Origin of the sequence: Dethiobacter alkaliphilus AHT 1, assembly GCF_000174415.1 — a bacterium.
Taxonomy (GTDB): domain Bacteria; phylum Bacillota; class Dethiobacteria; order Dethiobacterales; family Dethiobacteraceae; genus Dethiobacter; species Dethiobacter alkaliphilus.
This window is the reverse complement of sequence record NZ_ACJM01000003.1, coordinates 101,538-116,863: the sequence shown is the minus strand read 5'-3', so window position 1 is coordinate 116,863 and position 15,326 is coordinate 101,538. Positions and strand designations below refer to the sequence as shown.

The following is a 15,326-nucleotide window of genomic DNA, read 5'->3' as shown; positions in this document are numbered from 1 at the left end:
AAAACACCTCCATAAAAGTAGAAAGAGGCGCAGATCCATTTACGGATTCTGCGCCTCTTCTGTTTCTTATACTTTAAATGTTGGAAAGCTCAAAGCCCACCTCTCTGCTATGTTTTAGCAGAAAGTAGAGTCCTGCCTTGGCCGCGAAAATCATCACCATAAATCCGAACTCAGAAATGTACGGTTTTTTGGCTGCGATTTCTTCACGGTTCTGATAAGCGACCCGTGCGTTACCAGCCAGGCCTTTAACAACATCACCGATCTCATCTAACAATTCGTTTGCAGGGGTGTGATAATGATGCCTCATGCGTTGCTGGCGGGGTGGTGGGGTCCACTCTGAACGGAAACCCTGGTCATCAACGTGGGCAGGGATTTCACATTCGTCTGGGTATCTTCCAAATTCGTTTTGGAAAATTTCGATGTACTCATCTCTTGTCATATGTTTGCCTCCTTTAAATTAAATAAAGCATAAACCCAGTTAGGGTTTATGCTTCGTTCTGTAACCTACGTTCATTGAAGTCTGTCTTGATTCGCCTGATGTCCTTGGCTAAAGTGCTTAGTGCATCGTTGCTGACGTCTTTCATGGCCGTTGATACAATGGTGCTGAGAAGTAAGGTTGTGCCGACTCTCAATAAATTGGTGCCTGTTCGTGTGGCAATTTCTGAATACATGGTTTGTGCCTCCTTTCATTGTTTTATTACTTATACCACGAAAGGAGAAAGTCACTGTTACTTGAGAATATACGCCTCTAAGGTTGGAAAATACATAGGTTTTTTGTATAATTGGATAAGCTCAGTAATTATGGGGGGTGGAGTTATGGATAAAGCAATAATAAGATTTTTCGCCGTTCAAATGTATGAACCGTTTATTGCGGACATTGAGCCGATTCAAAAAGATAAAAAAATATCACACTTAATTGATCAGCTATCGGCTCTATCGGTATCATCTATAATATTACCCGCAAATTTTGAAATGGCTGTTCATAAGAATATTGTGGTTCAAGCTAAGGATATCGCCCCAGAATCTTTTTGTGATTCAGTAGTTTTGGACCATGTTTGGGTAAATTGGGTTAGCCTTAAGAGCATCATCACCAGTGCTCTTAAAAATGATATACATAATAGCGAGGAACTCAGTCAGCATAAAGACAAAGACCAATTTTTGATGGAAGAAAAAAGAAAGGCTACTGAAAAAACTACGCAGGATCAAGTTATCGACCTTCAGGCGGAGTTGATATCGACATTGTTAGAAAAGAGCTTCCCATTGATTGAAAAGTACTTTCAGTTAGACCGATTCGGACTACCATCATTAAAACTATTGGAGTTAATGATGAACAGAATAATAGGAGGCAAGTTGGAGATTCAAGAGAATGAGGTGGATCGCCACTCTGCTACTTTTAGCATGGGAGAAGACAACTACACCGTTAATCTTGGTCCCCGTTTCCATAAGATTTACGATATGTATGCATTGCTGCAAAGTTATGAGATTCATTACTTGCGAAGAAAACTTGAAGAGTTAAATCCGGAGATCAGCCTAGCAGATGAGATGGAAAAGGATGGGTATGACAAGCACCAATATATACTGGAAAAAATCATCAACAAACAAGACCCAGTCTACTATATAAGTTTTGATGCTGATTTCAAAAAAACACATTTTAAGAAAGACGATGTCTTTTTAAAAGATTTCGAGGTTTTTTCTCGGAATTTTAAAGAAACCTTATTTGAGTTTACAAGCTCTAAATTAAAAACAGAAGAAAGATTAAAAACATTACACACTGTATTAGAGCATATCAATAGGTATTTTGACTTAAGATTTAATAAAAAAATGTCTTATGAGAGTATACAAAATAACTTAGGGCTACCACATTCAGTTTGGAGGGATATACAGACTTTAGCAGAAAAAATCGGGTTTATTGATGAAAATACACAAATGGACCAAGAATAGCGGAGCCTTGGGTTTTCCGTAAAAAGTCCCTTTATTGGCAAGTGCCATAGCATAACAGACGTAGTATCCTGTGATTAAGGAAGAATTCTTCCTATCCTGCGCAGGATACTTTTTTGTTGCAAGGAGGTGATGATATGAGTGATATGTTTGAGTTAAAGATCGAGCGAATTCGGGCTGGTATCAAGGCCATCGATATGGCAAAAAAACTTGGCATCAGCTCTGGTCAGCTCAGTAAAATTGAAAATGGATATGCCTCATGTTCACCAGAATTAATGGAGAATATGGCAAAGTATATCCGACAGTGCAGCTTGTTTTAAGTATTGGTCACATTTTCCGGTAATGTGATTAACGCAATTGACTTGGAGCTCCACTAAAAATAAAGTAGGCGCGCGCCTCCAGATAATGGAGGTAATAATGATGATTGATAAAAAAGTAATGTTCAATTATTTAAAAGATATGTATCCCGCTATTGATAATGGGGGGGAAAGCTTGTTCTTGGTTTTGACTGCTTTCTCGTTAGAAAAAAAGCAGAAAATTCACTGGCTTCCTCTCGATGAAATTGAAGCAATGGTGGATTTGGCCGCAGATCTCGCTGCAAAACGTTATGACGTATATTTCAACGTCGGTTTGCAGGATAGGGAGCTGGCCTATAATGAATGGCGAAGGAAGTACCCAGACAAGCAAGGGGAACCCTTTACCAGAGGATTTGGAGATACTGTAGTAGCGTTACCGGGCTTCTGGATCGATATTGATATAAAGGGGCCAAATCATGATGCAACTAATCTTCCTGAGACGATAGAGGAGGCATTGGTGCTTCTCGAGGCGTTCCCTCTGCCACCAACCTATGTAATTTTCACCGGGGGTGGGCTTCACGCCTACTGGCTATTGAATAAGCCCTTGCTTATTGATAACGACATGGAACGGCAGAGGGCTAAACGCATCAACAGTAACATCCAAAAAGTAATCCGCAAAGAAGCCGGGAAGAGTGGCTTGATTGTTGATAATACGGCTGATTTGGCAAGGATGTTACGGTTGCCAGGAACCATCAACCTAAAAAATGAGCCCATAGCTGTAGAGGTTTTGAGAAAAAATGAAAAAAAATATGCAATCTCCGAGTTTGAAGCTCATCTGCCAATGGTGAATCAGCAACAACGATCGTCTGGTGGCCAGGAAGAAACTGCTAAACCCCAAATTAATCCTATCGTAGAAGGATGCGGATTTATGCGGCACACCAAAGAGGATGCGGAGACGCTGCCAGAAACTGAGTGGTACGCAATGATTGGCATTGTTGCTTTTTGTGAAAATGGCGATAGTGTCGTTCATGAGTTGAGCCGTCCTTATCCAAATTACTCTGAAGAAGTCACGGACAGAAAGATTGAACAAGCGGTGTCAAACGCCGGGCCAAGAACGTGTGACAATATCGATGAAATGACGGGTGGCCGTTATTGCGATGATTGTCCATCAAGAGGCAAGATCACTAGTCCTATTGTATTGGGAAATCAAAAGTCGGGATACAGCACTGCTCACGCCCTAAAGGTAACAGAGTCTGCTTTAAAAGCCGTATTAAGCGGAAACCGAGGTGCTCATCTTGAGCCTGAAGCTATCAATGCTTTCGCTGCTTTGCAGACAGTTGACCTTCCGCAGTTCGCCCGGCTAAAAGGGGCACTAAAGGATGCAGGGGCACCCATAGCGGAGTTTAACCGGGCGCTGAGGCTGGTCAGTGCAAGAAACAATGGTAACGCCCAAAAGACAAACAGTGTCGTTGGAGTTACCATTGGGAGCGTGATATCTGATGCTCCTACTCCAAATATAGTTATACCGCCAGAATATACCATGAGCAACCGCGGTGTTTATAAAATTATATTCGTCGACGGAGAGCCGCAAGAAGTGCTAATCGCCCATAACCCTGTGATAATTACAGGTAAGTCCAAAGACATAGACGAAAACAACGAAGTTATCTCATTGTCTTGGAAGCGTAACGGGAAGTGGCAATCCTGTTATGCAGAACGTGGTGTTTTGGCCGACACAAGAAAAATCATTCAGCTGGCGGATCTAGGGTTTCCGGTCCATTCTTTAAACAGTGGAGATCTGGTAAAGTTCTTTGCAGAGATGGAAGCTTTGAATGAAACAAGTATTCCTGAACAGTTTATCAGCAGCTCATTAGGGTGGAAGAAGATCCAGGGAAACATGGGTTTTCTGTTTTCAGATCGCTTTATCACGAAGGGTGACGCCAAAGTTGAGTTCCGTGGATTAGCATCTGGGGACGAGCAAATAGCACAGGGCTATCACCAGAATGGTGAGTATGCGGAATGGATAGAGGTGATCTCTGTTATTAAGGATTACCCTAGGGTTCAGGCGATGTTTTACGCATCCTTTTCATCCGTTTTATTAGAGGTGCTACAGTGTTCTAACTACGTGATTGAGGCGGCGAATAAAACTTCGACAGGCAAAACGATTTCTTTGCGGGTCGCGGCATCTCCTTGGGGGTGTCCGGATGAAAAATCCACCGATTCAATCATCCATTCTTGGGATTTTACAAAGGTATGGATCGAGCGAGCAAGCGCAATTGTAAACGGGTTACCACTAATCCTCGATGATACAAAAAGAGTGAAATATCCGAAGCAGATTTCCGAGATGGTTTACTCCGTCGCCAATGGACGGGGTAGGGGCCGTGCAAATGTGAAAAGCCTTGCCCGAACGAAGAGTTGGAAAACGGTTCTACTTTCCTCCGCAGAGACGCCATCAGTGCATGTCTCGACAGACGGTGGGGCCAGGGGCAGGGTACTAGAAATTTGCGGGTTGCCGTTTGAAAAGAAGTCGGAGGAGATGAGACAATTGGTAACTAGCCTTGACTTAAAACTCCGAGAGAATTATGGTTTTGCCGGACCTGCATTTATTGAGTATATCCTTGAAAATCAGGAGAAATGGGACCTCTGGAAACAGGAACTCCATCAATTGGAATCTTACTACGCTCAAAAAGAAAGTACGGAGGTTTCAGGCAGATTGGCTGGCTATGCGGCATTGATTACGCTGACCGGCAAGCTTGTCCATGAGGCAATCCCTTTGACATGGTCCTTTGTATCGCCTATGGAGTCACTCTGGGCAGCAATCGTCAATGAGGCAAAAGATTTCACGGGTGAACTATCAGCGCTACAATACACTGTCAGCTGGGCCTTCTCCAATATGGAGCGGTTCGAAGGTAGGGAAGCTAAAAATGCAGATGACACCCCGAGAGCTCCTGTCAGTGGTTGGGCAGGGCGCTGGGATGCCAATGATGACTTTGCTTATATTGCATTTTTGCCGAGTGTACTGAAGTCTGTATTAGAGGGTGCTGGATACGAGTATGAGGCAATCACTCGTGGTTGGCGCGACATGCAGTGGCTTGACCTAAAGGACCGCAGCAGGAGTACCAGGCAGCTAAAGTTCCAGGGTAAAACAACTTGGTTGATTCCAATACGGGCCAAAGCAGTTGCGCTGCTTAACAATGATAACGCTGTTGCCTTTGAAGATGCTCCAAGAGAAATCTGCAGGATAGATGGCAGTTATTTTCCAGAGAGCTAGGTGTGGGTGGTTTGGGTACCATGGTTGATTGGTTGGGTAATGAAAAATGCCTTCGTTATAGGCAATAACACTATTTTAACCAATTAACCATATGTACTTCTTTCTATAATGCAATTAATATATTTATCTCAACGAAAAACTTGCGAAAATATATTCTCCATGCACAATAGTAGGTAAAACATCATTGGTTATTTGGTTAACTGATGGAAAAAAGCTTATATATCAAGGTTTTCTTGATTATTTGTGTTGGCCAGCGTTAACCAAATTAACCATACTAAATTTGAAAGGATGATTGTTAATGTTAAAGCGAAATCAATATTTAGATAGTAGTATGAAGGTGTCTAAAGAGGCTGTGGATAGCCTTAAGCGTTGCAGTGAAGCGGGAATTGATCCAGAACAGCTCTTTGCCACCGTAACCAGTAAAGAAAGAAAGAAAGCTTGGGCAGAAAAGCATGGACTAACTGAGTCTAGGGGGGCTACGACTCTGAAAAAGTTCCTTGGTAAAGATCCTGGGCGCAAATATCCCCCCGGAGCCGACCATAAAAGCATCTGGAATAAAGATGGTAAACCGTATGCTTATGTAATGCAGCCATATAGTCTGGGTTGGACAGATCTTAAGGCCTTGGTAGATTTCTGTGAACAACATGGATTAGATATGAGTATGGACGCTCAAAGTTCCTGGGATTACCCGGGAAGGACAATGCTGATAGTGTTGACCAAGAAAGCAAAGATAACTTCATAGTCTACTTGGGGAGGATGCTTAACCTTGGGCATCCTCACTTCTTTATATAAAACTGGCATCGGCAATGGATCCTATCCTCTATATGCTGCCGGTGCCAGTGGTATTGAACGATGTGGGTATAAACATGATGTCGGTTCTTAATTTTGCATTTGTTATTACTAATATTATAACATTATTCCATAAATAGGTAAACCTTTAATGCTTTAATGTGTTAAAGTTATGCATGTGTTGTAGGGAGCCCATGGCCAACATTGTGAGCTCAGCCGGTGTAGCTGGGCGATACCAGTATTACTTCCAGGTGACAGTATAATATTGTTTCGGTGCCTTACAGGGGGAACAGGCCATTAGTAGAATCAGGATTCCTTTAACATGGGACATTATCATAGGTTAAACACATCAATGCCTGTAAAAGCTTGCAATCTCTTGTCCTTTTCAGTATAATCATTTATACAACATAGAGAGAGAGATAAATAATTTTCTTATTGCAAAATATAAAAGAGAGAGACCACATATTTTGCACTTCTGATGCGAAGCCTGTCCCTTGGACATGCTTGCTCGTTAGTGTAAAAATATGTGGTCTTTTTTTGCAGAAAAGGAGGATGTGAACCTAGAGATTATAAAACGAACGGATACAAAAGAAAATGGTAAGGCTTGTACCACGATGCTGCCACACTAGCAATGCCAGCCATCACCAATGGCAAATTGACCGGGAGGATGCGGAACAATTAAATCGGGTGAATATGTTGAGCTGGAGTATCGAGAGTTTGAATCTACAGACGCCTGGCAAGAAGATGGGGGAAAACTGTTCCATTAACGAAGAATGTTAGAATCAATACCTTTGGAGATACAAGTAAAGGGGGCAAAAAATGTCTAAAATTAATGTGTATCACTGTAACCGTGAAACATCATGCATCGAATGTGAAGTCGAAATTATTAAAGGTGACTTTCTTTTTATTTCAGAAGACAGAAAACACCTTTGCCTTTCCTGCGCAGATTTGGATCACCTTATCTTCCTTCCCTCGGGCAATACAGCATTAACAAGGCGAGCTGGCAAGTACTCCAAACTTCAGGCAGTAGTACTTAAATTCAGTTCAGCACGTAAAAGAAATGAGCGCCAGGGCGTATTGGTGGAGCAAAGCGCTTTAGAGAAGGCAGAGCAGGAGTGTATGTCTGATGAAGGGGCCAGAGAGCAACGCAGGCAGCGTGAGTCAATTAGAAGAGAGAAATTAGACAAGCAATATGTCCAGGAATTTGCTACTAAAATCAGGGAGCTATACCCCAATTGTCCTGAAGAAAAAGAGCATCAAATTGCTGAACATGCCTGTTTAAAACATAGTGGAAGAGTCGGCCGTTCTGCAAATGCGAAACAACTGGATAGAGATTTCATTGATTTGGCAGTAATTGCTCATGTAAGACATCATGCAACTCCTTACGATGAATTGCTGATGAGTGGGTATGACAGACAGGATGCCAGGCGGAGAGTGAAAGATGCAATTGATGAGGTTATTAGCAGTTGGTCATAGATGAGACACTGTCAAGTTACGCAAAATAATGCTTGTGAAGTTGTTTATTGCTGGAGTGCAAACTGGGTTTACTTGGGAGTAGACAAAAATTATTAAGGAGGAATAAGCTATGGCAATTCATGTTTATCCAGATCTAATGAAGGTCCCCGGCTGGAAAGAAATGAAAGGTTATGCAGAAGAAAGCATGGCTAAGTGTGGTTTTAAAGATTATCTGGTGATTATTCGTCCGGCAACTTCAAAAGAGGAGCAGGAGTGGTTTAATGACGGAACAAGTGCGGTCGCAGAATTTGATGACCATGCAAAGATATTAGAGTTAGTCTTTGGTGTCGGAGAAATTATGACCCTAGAGGAGATGAAGAACGCTTTTGAGAGTAAGGGAGTAGATATTAATGATGGTGAGCTTATTCGAGTTTGGGCTGCACAGGGTAACCTGGAGGATCCTAGAATATTTGCAGAAGCAAATGTAGTCGATATGTTAGCACAGTACATTGAAGCTTATGAAGGTGAAGAGGAGTAAAAAACAACACCGTCTGGCACATCAAAAACAGTGCCGGCGGTGTTTTCTTATTACTCCATTACTTCCGTCGTTCCTGGGGCATACATGAGTTTCTCAAGGGGGCAGCGTTCGATGGGGCGGCATTGATTACAAATAGTTTTTCAAGAGAAAATCTCCACTAATAACTTGATGTGGTAAGCTAAAGAATAGTTTAGTCTAGAATCTAAACATGAAATAGCTTTGACAGGGGTTAATTGTGTATTGAAACCAAATCTGCAGATACATCTACTGCGGTTCGTTGTAAATAGGCGGTGCGGTAATCCAACCTTTTAATTTACCGTATTTTAGCATACGCTCATATATATCTATTTCATCTTCCCAGAAGCCCATCAATAAGCTTCGGAAAGAATCATTTCTGATGGATTCAATAACGCCGCGAATATGTAAATCGATTGCATCCTGAACACCTTTAAAAATCATGTTGAACATGAATCTATCCTGCATTGATTCTGGATCCATGGGAACAGACACATGAGATGGAGGTCTCTCGGGCAATACAATTTCAAATTTTATAGCCTCCTCCTCGAGTGCTTTTGTCTGTTTATTTAAAACTTTCACACCCACTTTTAGAATTAACTTCAAATCTTTGTCATGAGCAAAGCCAAGGAATAATTGTGTGAGTTGAGTCTGCTGATATCTTTGGCTAATATTATCCCATAAATGGAATGCTTCGGTAGTTGATAATGGTTCATTACCAACAGGTTTCGCTGTTTTGAAAGCAGGAGGGTCTTCCTGCCAACCCTTCAGTTTACCGTATTTGTAGAGCAACTCGAAATCTTTTATATGCTGTTTCAGGTCCTCCGCAAGGATTGTTCTGATGCGGTCATTTGTTGTGGTTGAACGATATGCAGTCATAAGTGAAAACAACTGAGCCACCACACCGTTGTATATGTTCCGAAAAATATAGGTGTCTGATATTACATCAACCTGTGCTGACGTTTTTATTTTGTATGGAGGTCTTTTGGGAACTTCTATTTTAAATTTTTCACCTTCTTTTTCCAGAATACTTGCCTGTTTTTCATAATGATTTAATAAAGTGTTTAATACTAAGTCAAATTCACGGTCATGAACAAAATTCATGAAAAATTTGCATGTTTCCATACTGTAGTATCTTGCTCTTAGTACATTCCAGATGTTAAATACTTCCTGTATGTCCAGTTGCTCTTTTTGCCCTTTTTTAAAAATGGAGATGGTCATGTTGTCCTTGGTCTCCTTTCAACGTCATGAATATTTTTTGCAAAAAAAAAGAGATATACTCATTGTAAAGCGATTTCTTTTCACAACTACGACAGAATGAGTGCAATCTTGGTGTTATGGTAAAAACTTTTGTTATTTCTATAGAGTCATGGAGAAAAGTAGCAGTCAACCTGTAATACATTAAACAATAAGGTGGTACTGACCCTGGCTTGTAAGTGACTTTTTTTTAAAGGAAGTAATGGGAACACCACTATAATTTGAACTGCGATGTTCTTCCTTGCTCTCGATTATATTAATCCTGCTATATACGGCGGAAAAACTCTAGCCTTTTCAAAGCATAGACGGTAACTACAGCATATATCACAAGGCTTAGAAACATGGACATGACATCACCCGGTAGTGTAGCGATATCAGCAGGATAATTAAACACTTTAGCCATAACGCCAAAGTTAAAGAAATAGATTCCGATTCCGATGGCTATCCCTTTCAAATAATAATATTTCTCTGTGAAAATATAATCAAAAATAAAAGCGATGATAACACCGAAAAATGCACCGATTAACAAAGCATGAATGAATCCTATTGTCCAAAAAAGAAGAGAGCGTTCATATTGAGTAAATACCAAGGTTATTGCTGTAGCATTATTTTCGTATTTCGCTATTTGCAGAAACTGTATAAGCTCGTTAAAACCATATTTGACAACAGCACCAATCATACCGGCCACTGCGCCTTTGAAAAAGTCATCCCGGCGTTCCAGTTTATTCATTATTTACTCCCCCGAGTTTTTGAATAGCTTGCCCAATATGTTATTAGTAAATCATAATCCTAGTAAAATGCAGGAATTGGAAGTTATTTGTAGAACTTGTACAATCCAATTCTTTACAAGGGGGGAGCATTGTGAGCAGCGTAAACAATTTATACTGTTCTGAGTGCCGCAACGATGTAGATTTTCTTGAACTCAACATCCGTGGATATATAACTAATTTTAAAGCCAGGCCGTCCTGTACTGTAACGAATGTGACGCCTTATGAAAAAGTGGGGATCTTCTGTGCTGACTGCTTTGATGAGGGGTGTTATGTTCAGGTAGGGGAGTTTTTGCCGGCGCATATTATTGAGAAGACTATTTATAATGAGGAAAAGAGAAGGTTGCAGTTAGTGTAGGCATGAACACCGCCAGCAATGTAAGCAACGCTGGCGGTGTTCTATTTGTCTGCACCGTAAACAAAAAACAGTCCTCGTGGGAAGACTGGCTGTTACAAGACTAAATACTATGGAGCTCTTGCTGGCCAATAGGTAGAAAGAGCGTGTTTCTTGTGTCTCTTGTGTCTTCAGATCAATGAAATAAGATTTGCAGGAAATAAGTGGAATGTGGTCGAAAACGTAAAAATATAACAAGTATGAAACAGGAGGATTTTATGCCATATCATTTCGCTATTAAGGTGCTTGAAGGTAAACGTGGACTGAAGCTAACACGAGAAAACTATGCAGTGGAAGCAACAAAAATTCACTGCCTCGTTTTTCAGTGGATATTTACGCTGATGATGAAGGTAGAGAATATTTGGATGAATGGTGCGAAAAGCAACTAAAGGACAGCTTAAAAAATTACGATTTGAATATGGAATACTTATCTTTGTTAAGCCACGATGAACTCAATAAAGAAATTGATGAAATTTCTTGAAGTGTTTGACCTTAATTTGTATGATGGAAAGCCTGGATATTATTTAATGATTCTTGATGAATATTGCCAAGTATATATAGGTACATCAGGTGATATCAAGAAACGAATTAGAACGCATTGGTCTAAGAGCATATCTTTTGACAGACTTCTTTTTCCAATGGGTAACGTATTCTTCAATTTTATCAATTGATAGCTTCCGTGCGCTTGATACTACAAGAATCTTTGCATATACAACGAACAAAACATTTGGTAGTGAGGATAAATTTATAAATCAGTTTCTTCTAAATTTGTTTGTAATAGGCTTGCTGGTGGGAAAATTACTGGTGGTTTACCTCAAGCAATCGCAATGATGAAAAAAAGAAATCTGAAGTAATAGTTGGAAAGGATTAATGGTGCTATTTTGTGCTGTCGGATATTGTAGGTGCCGAAGCTAGAAGGCGTACAGTACAGAAAACAGATTGGAGGTTTAGTATGAAGATAATTACAAATGAGCATCTAAAAAAGAAAATCAGTGACTACAACTTAACTCCGTTGGAAGTAAGTGTTCTAAAGATATCTAATCAAGTTTATTTAAAAATAGATACAATCGATGATTTCTTGAAATTTGCAAGCGATTCAAAGCTTGAGTTTGTCTATTTCTACTATACTTACTATAAATCAGAAAAATATATAATTCCCCAAGACTGGTACAGCGATTACTCAAAAGAGTTTAAAGCGGTAGTTGTCCAACATAATCGTTACATAGAATCGTTAAATTTTGACTCTCCAAAAAGTTTAGTATTATTTATTATCCAAAATGATACTTTAATAGGAACAGAATTACAGAATCCTTGGATAGAAGATAAAAATATCACGGTAGCAGAGGAAGCTATTGAAGTAATTGACTATGAATTTCATGAGGTTCAGAAAAAAAGAGATTTAGAAAAAGGACAACAAAAAGAGGATGAAAAGAAGTTAAGAGAGATTATCTTTGAGGATCCTGAATTTAGATATTGTAAAAATCAAGAACTTAGATATTGGTATTTGGTTGAACTATTAGAAAGAGAAGACATTAAGCAGTTTGAATATTTGGTTGAACCGTATGGCATACCTCATACTGGTAAGATCAAAGTATTTATGGATATGACTTGGGCTCTTTATAGGGAACAAAAAAAGCAAATGTAGATAATAAGCCATAGAAATGTTACTTGCTTCAGAACAGCATTGAGAATGAAACTTATTTACCAATCATAAGTCATATAAAATATGTTATGTCCTATAATTTATTTGCCTTGATAAAATTACTCATTCAAGGGTAATAATGTGGGTCAGTCCTACCCGTTGGGGTAGTTGCCAGTCAACCGTAATGTAGCATAGTTAAACGGGGATCCCCGCTTCATATGCTGCAACGTAATTCGCGTCGACCACGCCGCCCGCAGCACCGCTTACAAGGCTATGCGGAACCATGATTAGACGTAGGATAGATATAAAAAAGGACATGTTGTAAGGATATGTTCAATATGGTAAACTTAGGGTGATTTCAGGAAACTTGAAGTCAGTCAGTACTAACTAGGAGGGACAAATGAATAACGTAGCAAAGATCATCTTTCTTTTATTGCTAACTGTAATCTTGGTTTTTAATTTTGAAGGAGTTGTATTAGGATTATTAACTATAAATCCTATCTTTTTAGTTTTAGTTCTAATTCTTTATGTGTTAGTGCAAATATCATCAAAGCTAAATCAGGGCCGTTAAGGCTCTTTTTTAATTGAAATGTGGACTATTTACGTAACATGGATACGGTACATAGCTCATATTTAATTAGTTTCCTTTTCATTTGGCAGACTGCAGTTATGGACCCTTGCCTTGTGTGGCTTTTGCGAGCAGCTATAGATGCCATGCTTTTAAACTTTCCCTCAGCGTATAATTACAATTACTTTTTTAAGCCAGTGCCATGCTCCTTTATTGTAACTAACGCCTTACACGGCAAATATGGCCTCTGGGACAAGCAATACTCCCTCTTAGGGTAGTTGTCAGGAAGACAGGTAAGCGGCATAGTAGAAAATGGGACATGCTTCCACGTAATTCACGTCAAATCACGCCGGTCCCAGAGACGTACAAACTCACCGCTGGCAAGGCTGTCTGCGACAATTTCCGTGAAGGTAGTAAGGAAGGTATCTGCGTCCTTGGTGTGGATGTTCATTGTGTCCGCGATGGAGCGGGCTAGGTCGATTTTAATCATTCTTTGTTTCCTCCTTCTGTTTATTGTTGGTCTGAATTTGGGCATGAAAAAACCAGCCCTCGAGTTGAAGGCTGGTCGTTAATTACTGCTATTAAGATTATTTTGAGAAACTGGTTCCAGAGAAAGTATAGGTAACACCAGCCCTGGATGGGTTCGGAGCTGTTTCAAGATAATTTGTCCAGCCAGTGGGAAAAGTTCCAGTAACAGTACCTGGGCTCGTGCTACCAGCAGTATTGTGGGCGATAGAGATTCCATCAAAATCTGAGTATGCTGCATTATCCTCTGAAGCTACATAGGCTGCAACAGCACCATTTAATACTCTAATATTTGCATCATCTGCCCTATCTTGTGCACGTGTCATGGTCGTGTTGTAAATCGGCACAGCAATAGCCACCAAAATACCAATAATAACTACAACAACCATCAGTTCAACTAGTGTGAAGCCTTTTTGGTTCTTACGTGCTTTTTGGATTTGTTTAAACATGTTCTTCCTCCTTTATTTTCCCTTTTGGGAATGTTTTCTTGTTAGCGTTATACCAGGGAATCTTATTTTTAGACACATTAATTTTATAAATATTATCTTACATTCCCTAATCGGGAAGGAACTTCCAGTAAGGTGTCGAAATTTTAATATGTTAAAGGGCTGTAATATAATTTTGTGGATAAATAGAACTTTGTGGCGGAGGAGGATGTCGATGCCGTTATATACGTATCAGGCCATGGATCGAGGGGGAGCTGTTGCTGCCGGGAAGTTGGAGGCGGAAAATGAGATTGCTGCCACTACCCGGTTAAGGAAGATGGGGTATACGCCCATTGATCTGAGTGAAGCGAAGGTTTCGGCTTTGTCGCAGGCGTTTACCTTTAAAAGAAAGGTTAGTATTGGGGAATTAAGTTTGTTTAGCCGGCAGTTGGCGGCCATGTTGAGTGCCGGGATTCCGCTGACCCGGTGTTTGTTTGCTTTGGGTGAGCAGGCCATTAATCCTACACTTAGGAAAGTGGTGTTGGAGGTTGGGGCCAATGTGGAAGGCGGGATGAGTTTTTCCGAGTCTCTTAGGGCCCATCCTGATGTTTTTAATGATATGTATGTGGATTTGGTGAAGGCCGGTGAGGTTGGGGGTACATTGGAGAATGTGCTTCTGAGGCTGGCTGATCAGTTAAATAGTGAGAAGACTCTGAAGGATAATATCCGGACAGCGATGTTTTATCCCACGGTGGTACTGGCTTTTGCGGTACTGGTGATGATTGGGATGTTGGTATTCATTGTGCCGGTGTTTGTTGGTTTTTACCCGGATGGGGCGGAGTTGCCGTTTTTGACCGCTGTTATTGTGGGGATAAGTAATTCGGTACGGGTTTATTGGTACATATATTTGTTAATTGCTTTGTTTGCGGTTGTGGGTTTGAAGTACTATATGGCCAGTGAGCAGGGTAAGAAGACCTTTGATCAGATTAAGTTTAAGGTGCCGATTTTTGGTGATTTGGTACAGAAGACTGTGGTGGCGCGGTTTTCGCGGACTTTGGCTACTTTGTTGGCTGGGGGTATTCCGGTGCTGCAGGCATTGGAGACTGCGGGGCCGGCTTCGGGCAGTACCATGGTGGAAAAGGCTGTACAGGATACGGCCATGAAGATTCAGGAGGGGCAGAGTATTGCGGAACCTTTAAAAGAGAGTAAGTTGTTTCCTCCCATGGTTACTTTGATGATTTCTGTGGGTGAGGAGACTGGGGATTTGCCGTCTTTGCTTAACCGGATTGCGGAGTTTTATGAGGCGGAAGTGGCTACCATGGCTAAGGGTTTGACTGCTTTGATTGAGCCGCTGATGATTATTTTTGTTGGTGGTATTGTGGCTGTGATGGTTATTTCGTTGTATCTTCCTATTTTTTCAGTTATTACGCAAATCCAGTAGTGGGGGAT

At 40.7% G+C, this 15,326-nt stretch carries 16 protein-coding genes; 10 read left to right on the top strand and 6 right to left on the bottom strand.

Features of this window, described 5'->3' with window-relative positions; all coding sequences use genetic code 11:
• Positions 1-73: 73 nt before the first annotated feature.
• Both DEALDRAFT_RS03870 and DEALDRAFT_RS03865 read right to left on the bottom strand, forming a co-directional pair.
• Positions 74-439, bottom strand: coding sequence for a hypothetical protein (locus DEALDRAFT_RS03870; protein WP_008515079.1), 366 nt, complete (start codon positions 437-439; stop codon positions 74-76).
• A gap of 46 nt (positions 440-485) precedes the next feature.
• On the bottom strand, positions 486-671 hold the full coding sequence (locus DEALDRAFT_RS03865) for a hypothetical protein (RefSeq protein WP_008515077.1): 186 nt from the start codon (positions 669-671) through the stop codon (positions 486-488).
• 145 nt (positions 672-816) lie between these two features.
• Here DEALDRAFT_RS03865 and DEALDRAFT_RS03860 point away from each other — a divergent pair, with 145 nt between their 5' ends.
• The 6 genes from DEALDRAFT_RS03860 (at position 817) to DEALDRAFT_RS03835 (ending at position 8,284) form a co-directional block, all read left to right on the top strand.
• Entirely contained in the window at positions 817-1,941 is a 1,125-nt protein-coding gene (locus DEALDRAFT_RS03860) for a hypothetical protein (RefSeq protein WP_008515075.1), read from the top strand.
• A 134-nt stretch (positions 1,942-2,075) separates the two neighbouring features.
• Positions 2,076-2,258, top strand: coding sequence for a helix-turn-helix domain-containing protein (locus DEALDRAFT_RS03855; RefSeq protein WP_008515074.1), 183 nt, complete (start codon positions 2,076-2,078; stop codon positions 2,256-2,258).
• Positions 2,259-2,355: 97 nt separating this feature from the next.
• Entirely contained in the window at positions 2,356-5,502 is a 3,147-nt protein-coding gene (locus DEALDRAFT_RS03850; RefSeq protein WP_008515072.1) for a DUF927 domain-containing protein, read from the top strand.
• A 298-nt stretch (positions 5,503-5,800) separates the two neighbouring features.
• Entirely contained in the window at positions 5,801-6,244 is a 444-nt protein-coding gene (locus DEALDRAFT_RS03845) for a hypothetical protein (protein ID WP_008515069.1), read from the top strand.
• A gap of 866 nt (positions 6,245-7,110) precedes the next feature.
• Positions 7,111-7,767: a DUF2293 domain-containing protein gene (locus DEALDRAFT_RS03840; RefSeq protein ID WP_008515064.1), complete on the top strand. Its 657-nt coding sequence runs from the start codon at positions 7,111-7,113 to the stop codon at positions 7,765-7,767.
• 109 nt (positions 7,768-7,876) lie between these two features.
• On the top strand, positions 7,877-8,284 hold the full coding sequence (locus DEALDRAFT_RS03835) for a hypothetical protein (RefSeq protein ID WP_008515062.1): 408 nt from the start codon (positions 7,877-7,879) through the stop codon (positions 8,282-8,284).
• Between the two features lie 264 nt (positions 8,285-8,548).
• Here DEALDRAFT_RS03835 and DEALDRAFT_RS03830 read toward each other — a convergent pair whose 3' ends face one another.
• Complete coding sequence (locus tag DEALDRAFT_RS03830) at positions 8,549-9,520, bottom strand: DUF3231 family protein (protein ID WP_008515061.1); 972 nt, start codon at positions 9,518-9,520, stop codon at positions 8,549-8,551.
• A 301-nt stretch (positions 9,521-9,821) separates the two neighbouring features.
• The gene (locus tag DEALDRAFT_RS03825; RefSeq protein WP_008515059.1) at positions 9,822-10,286 is read right to left on the bottom strand and encodes a hypothetical protein; all 465 of its coding nucleotides are present in this window, start codon (positions 10,284-10,286) and stop codon (positions 9,822-9,824) included.
• A 131-nt stretch (positions 10,287-10,417) separates the two neighbouring features.
• On the opposite strand from DEALDRAFT_RS03825, the gene DEALDRAFT_RS03820 reads away from it, so the two are divergent.
• The 3 genes from DEALDRAFT_RS03820 to DEALDRAFT_RS03815 all read left to right on the top strand — a co-directional run bounded on the left by DEALDRAFT_RS03820 (position 10,418) and on the right by DEALDRAFT_RS03815 (position 12,362).
• The gene (locus DEALDRAFT_RS03820; RefSeq protein WP_008515056.1) at positions 10,418-10,681 is read left to right on the top strand and encodes a hypothetical protein; all 264 of its coding nucleotides are present in this window, start codon (positions 10,418-10,420) and stop codon (positions 10,679-10,681) included.
• 254 nt (positions 10,682-10,935) lie between these two features.
• On the top strand, positions 10,936-11,106 hold the full coding sequence (locus DEALDRAFT_RS17130) for a hypothetical protein (protein WP_008515054.1): 171 nt from the start codon (positions 10,936-10,938) through the stop codon (positions 11,104-11,106).
• Between the two features lie 563 nt (positions 11,107-11,669).
• Positions 11,670-12,362, top strand: a complete 693-nt coding sequence (locus tag DEALDRAFT_RS03815) for a hypothetical protein (RefSeq protein WP_008515052.1) — start codon at positions 11,670-11,672, stop codon at positions 12,360-12,362.
• An 899-nt stretch (positions 12,363-13,261) separates the two neighbouring features.
• Here the strand turns inward: DEALDRAFT_RS03815 and DEALDRAFT_RS16680 are convergent.
• Both DEALDRAFT_RS16680 and DEALDRAFT_RS17380 read right to left on the bottom strand, forming a co-directional pair.
• The gene (locus DEALDRAFT_RS16680; protein WP_008515046.1) at positions 13,262-13,417 is read right to left on the bottom strand and encodes an HU family DNA-binding protein; all 156 of its coding nucleotides are present in this window, start codon (positions 13,415-13,417) and stop codon (positions 13,262-13,264) included.
• A gap of 97 nt (positions 13,418-13,514) precedes the next feature.
• Positions 13,515-13,901: a prepilin-type N-terminal cleavage/methylation domain-containing protein gene (locus tag DEALDRAFT_RS17380; protein ID WP_008515044.1), complete on the bottom strand. Its 387-nt coding sequence runs from the start codon at positions 13,899-13,901 to the stop codon at positions 13,515-13,517.
• Positions 13,902-14,112: 211 nt separating this feature from the next.
• Here DEALDRAFT_RS17380 and DEALDRAFT_RS03805 point away from each other — a divergent pair, with 211 nt between their 5' ends.
• Complete coding sequence (locus DEALDRAFT_RS03805) at positions 14,113-15,318, top strand: type II secretion system F family protein (protein ID WP_008515041.1); 1,206 nt, start codon at positions 14,113-14,115, stop codon at positions 15,316-15,318.
• The last annotated feature ends 8 nt before the right edge of the window (positions 15,319-15,326 follow it).

Coding starts and splice junctions, on each gene's coding strand:
- DEALDRAFT_RS03870 (WP_008515079.1), bottom strand. CDS start 439: ATGACAAGAGATGAGTACATCGAAATTTTCCAAAACGAATTTGGAAGA.
- DEALDRAFT_RS03865 (WP_008515077.1), bottom strand. CDS start 671: ATGTATTCAGAAATTGCCACACGAACAGGCACCAATTTATTGAGAGTC.
- DEALDRAFT_RS03860 (WP_008515075.1), top strand. CDS start 817: ATGGATAAAGCAATAATAAGATTTTTCGCCGTTCAAATGTATGAACCG.
- DEALDRAFT_RS03855 (WP_008515074.1), top strand. CDS start 2,076: ATGAGTGATATGTTTGAGTTAAAGATCGAGCGAATTCGGGCTGGTATC.
- DEALDRAFT_RS03850 (WP_008515072.1), top strand. CDS start 2,356: ATGATGATTGATAAAAAAGTAATGTTCAATTATTTAAAAGATATGTAT.
- DEALDRAFT_RS03845 (WP_008515069.1), top strand. CDS start 5,801: ATGTTAAAGCGAAATCAATATTTAGATAGTAGTATGAAGGTGTCTAAA.
- DEALDRAFT_RS03840 (WP_008515064.1), top strand. CDS start 7,111: ATGTCTAAAATTAATGTGTATCACTGTAACCGTGAAACATCATGCATC.
- DEALDRAFT_RS03835 (WP_008515062.1), top strand. CDS start 7,877: ATGGCAATTCATGTTTATCCAGATCTAATGAAGGTCCCCGGCTGGAAA.
- DEALDRAFT_RS03830 (WP_008515061.1), bottom strand. CDS start 9,520: ATGACCATCTCCATTTTTAAAAAAGGGCAAAAAGAGCAACTGGACATA.
- DEALDRAFT_RS03825 (WP_008515059.1), bottom strand. CDS start 10,286: ATGAATAAACTGGAACGCCGGGATGACTTTTTCAAAGGCGCAGTGGCC.
- DEALDRAFT_RS17130 (WP_008515054.1), top strand. CDS start 10,936: ATGCCATATCATTTCGCTATTAAGGTGCTTGAAGGTAAACGTGGACTG.
- DEALDRAFT_RS03815 (WP_008515052.1), top strand. CDS start 11,670: ATGAAGATAATTACAAATGAGCATCTAAAAAAGAAAATCAGTGACTAC.
- DEALDRAFT_RS16680 (WP_008515046.1), bottom strand. CDS start 13,417: ATGATTAAAATCGACCTAGCCCGCTCCATCGCGGACACAATGAACATC.
- DEALDRAFT_RS17380 (WP_008515044.1), bottom strand. CDS start 13,901: ATGTTTAAACAAATCCAAAAAGCACGTAAGAACCAAAAAGGCTTCACA.
- DEALDRAFT_RS03805 (WP_008515041.1), top strand. CDS start 14,113: ATGCCGTTATATACGTATCAGGCCATGGATCGAGGGGGAGCTGTTGCT.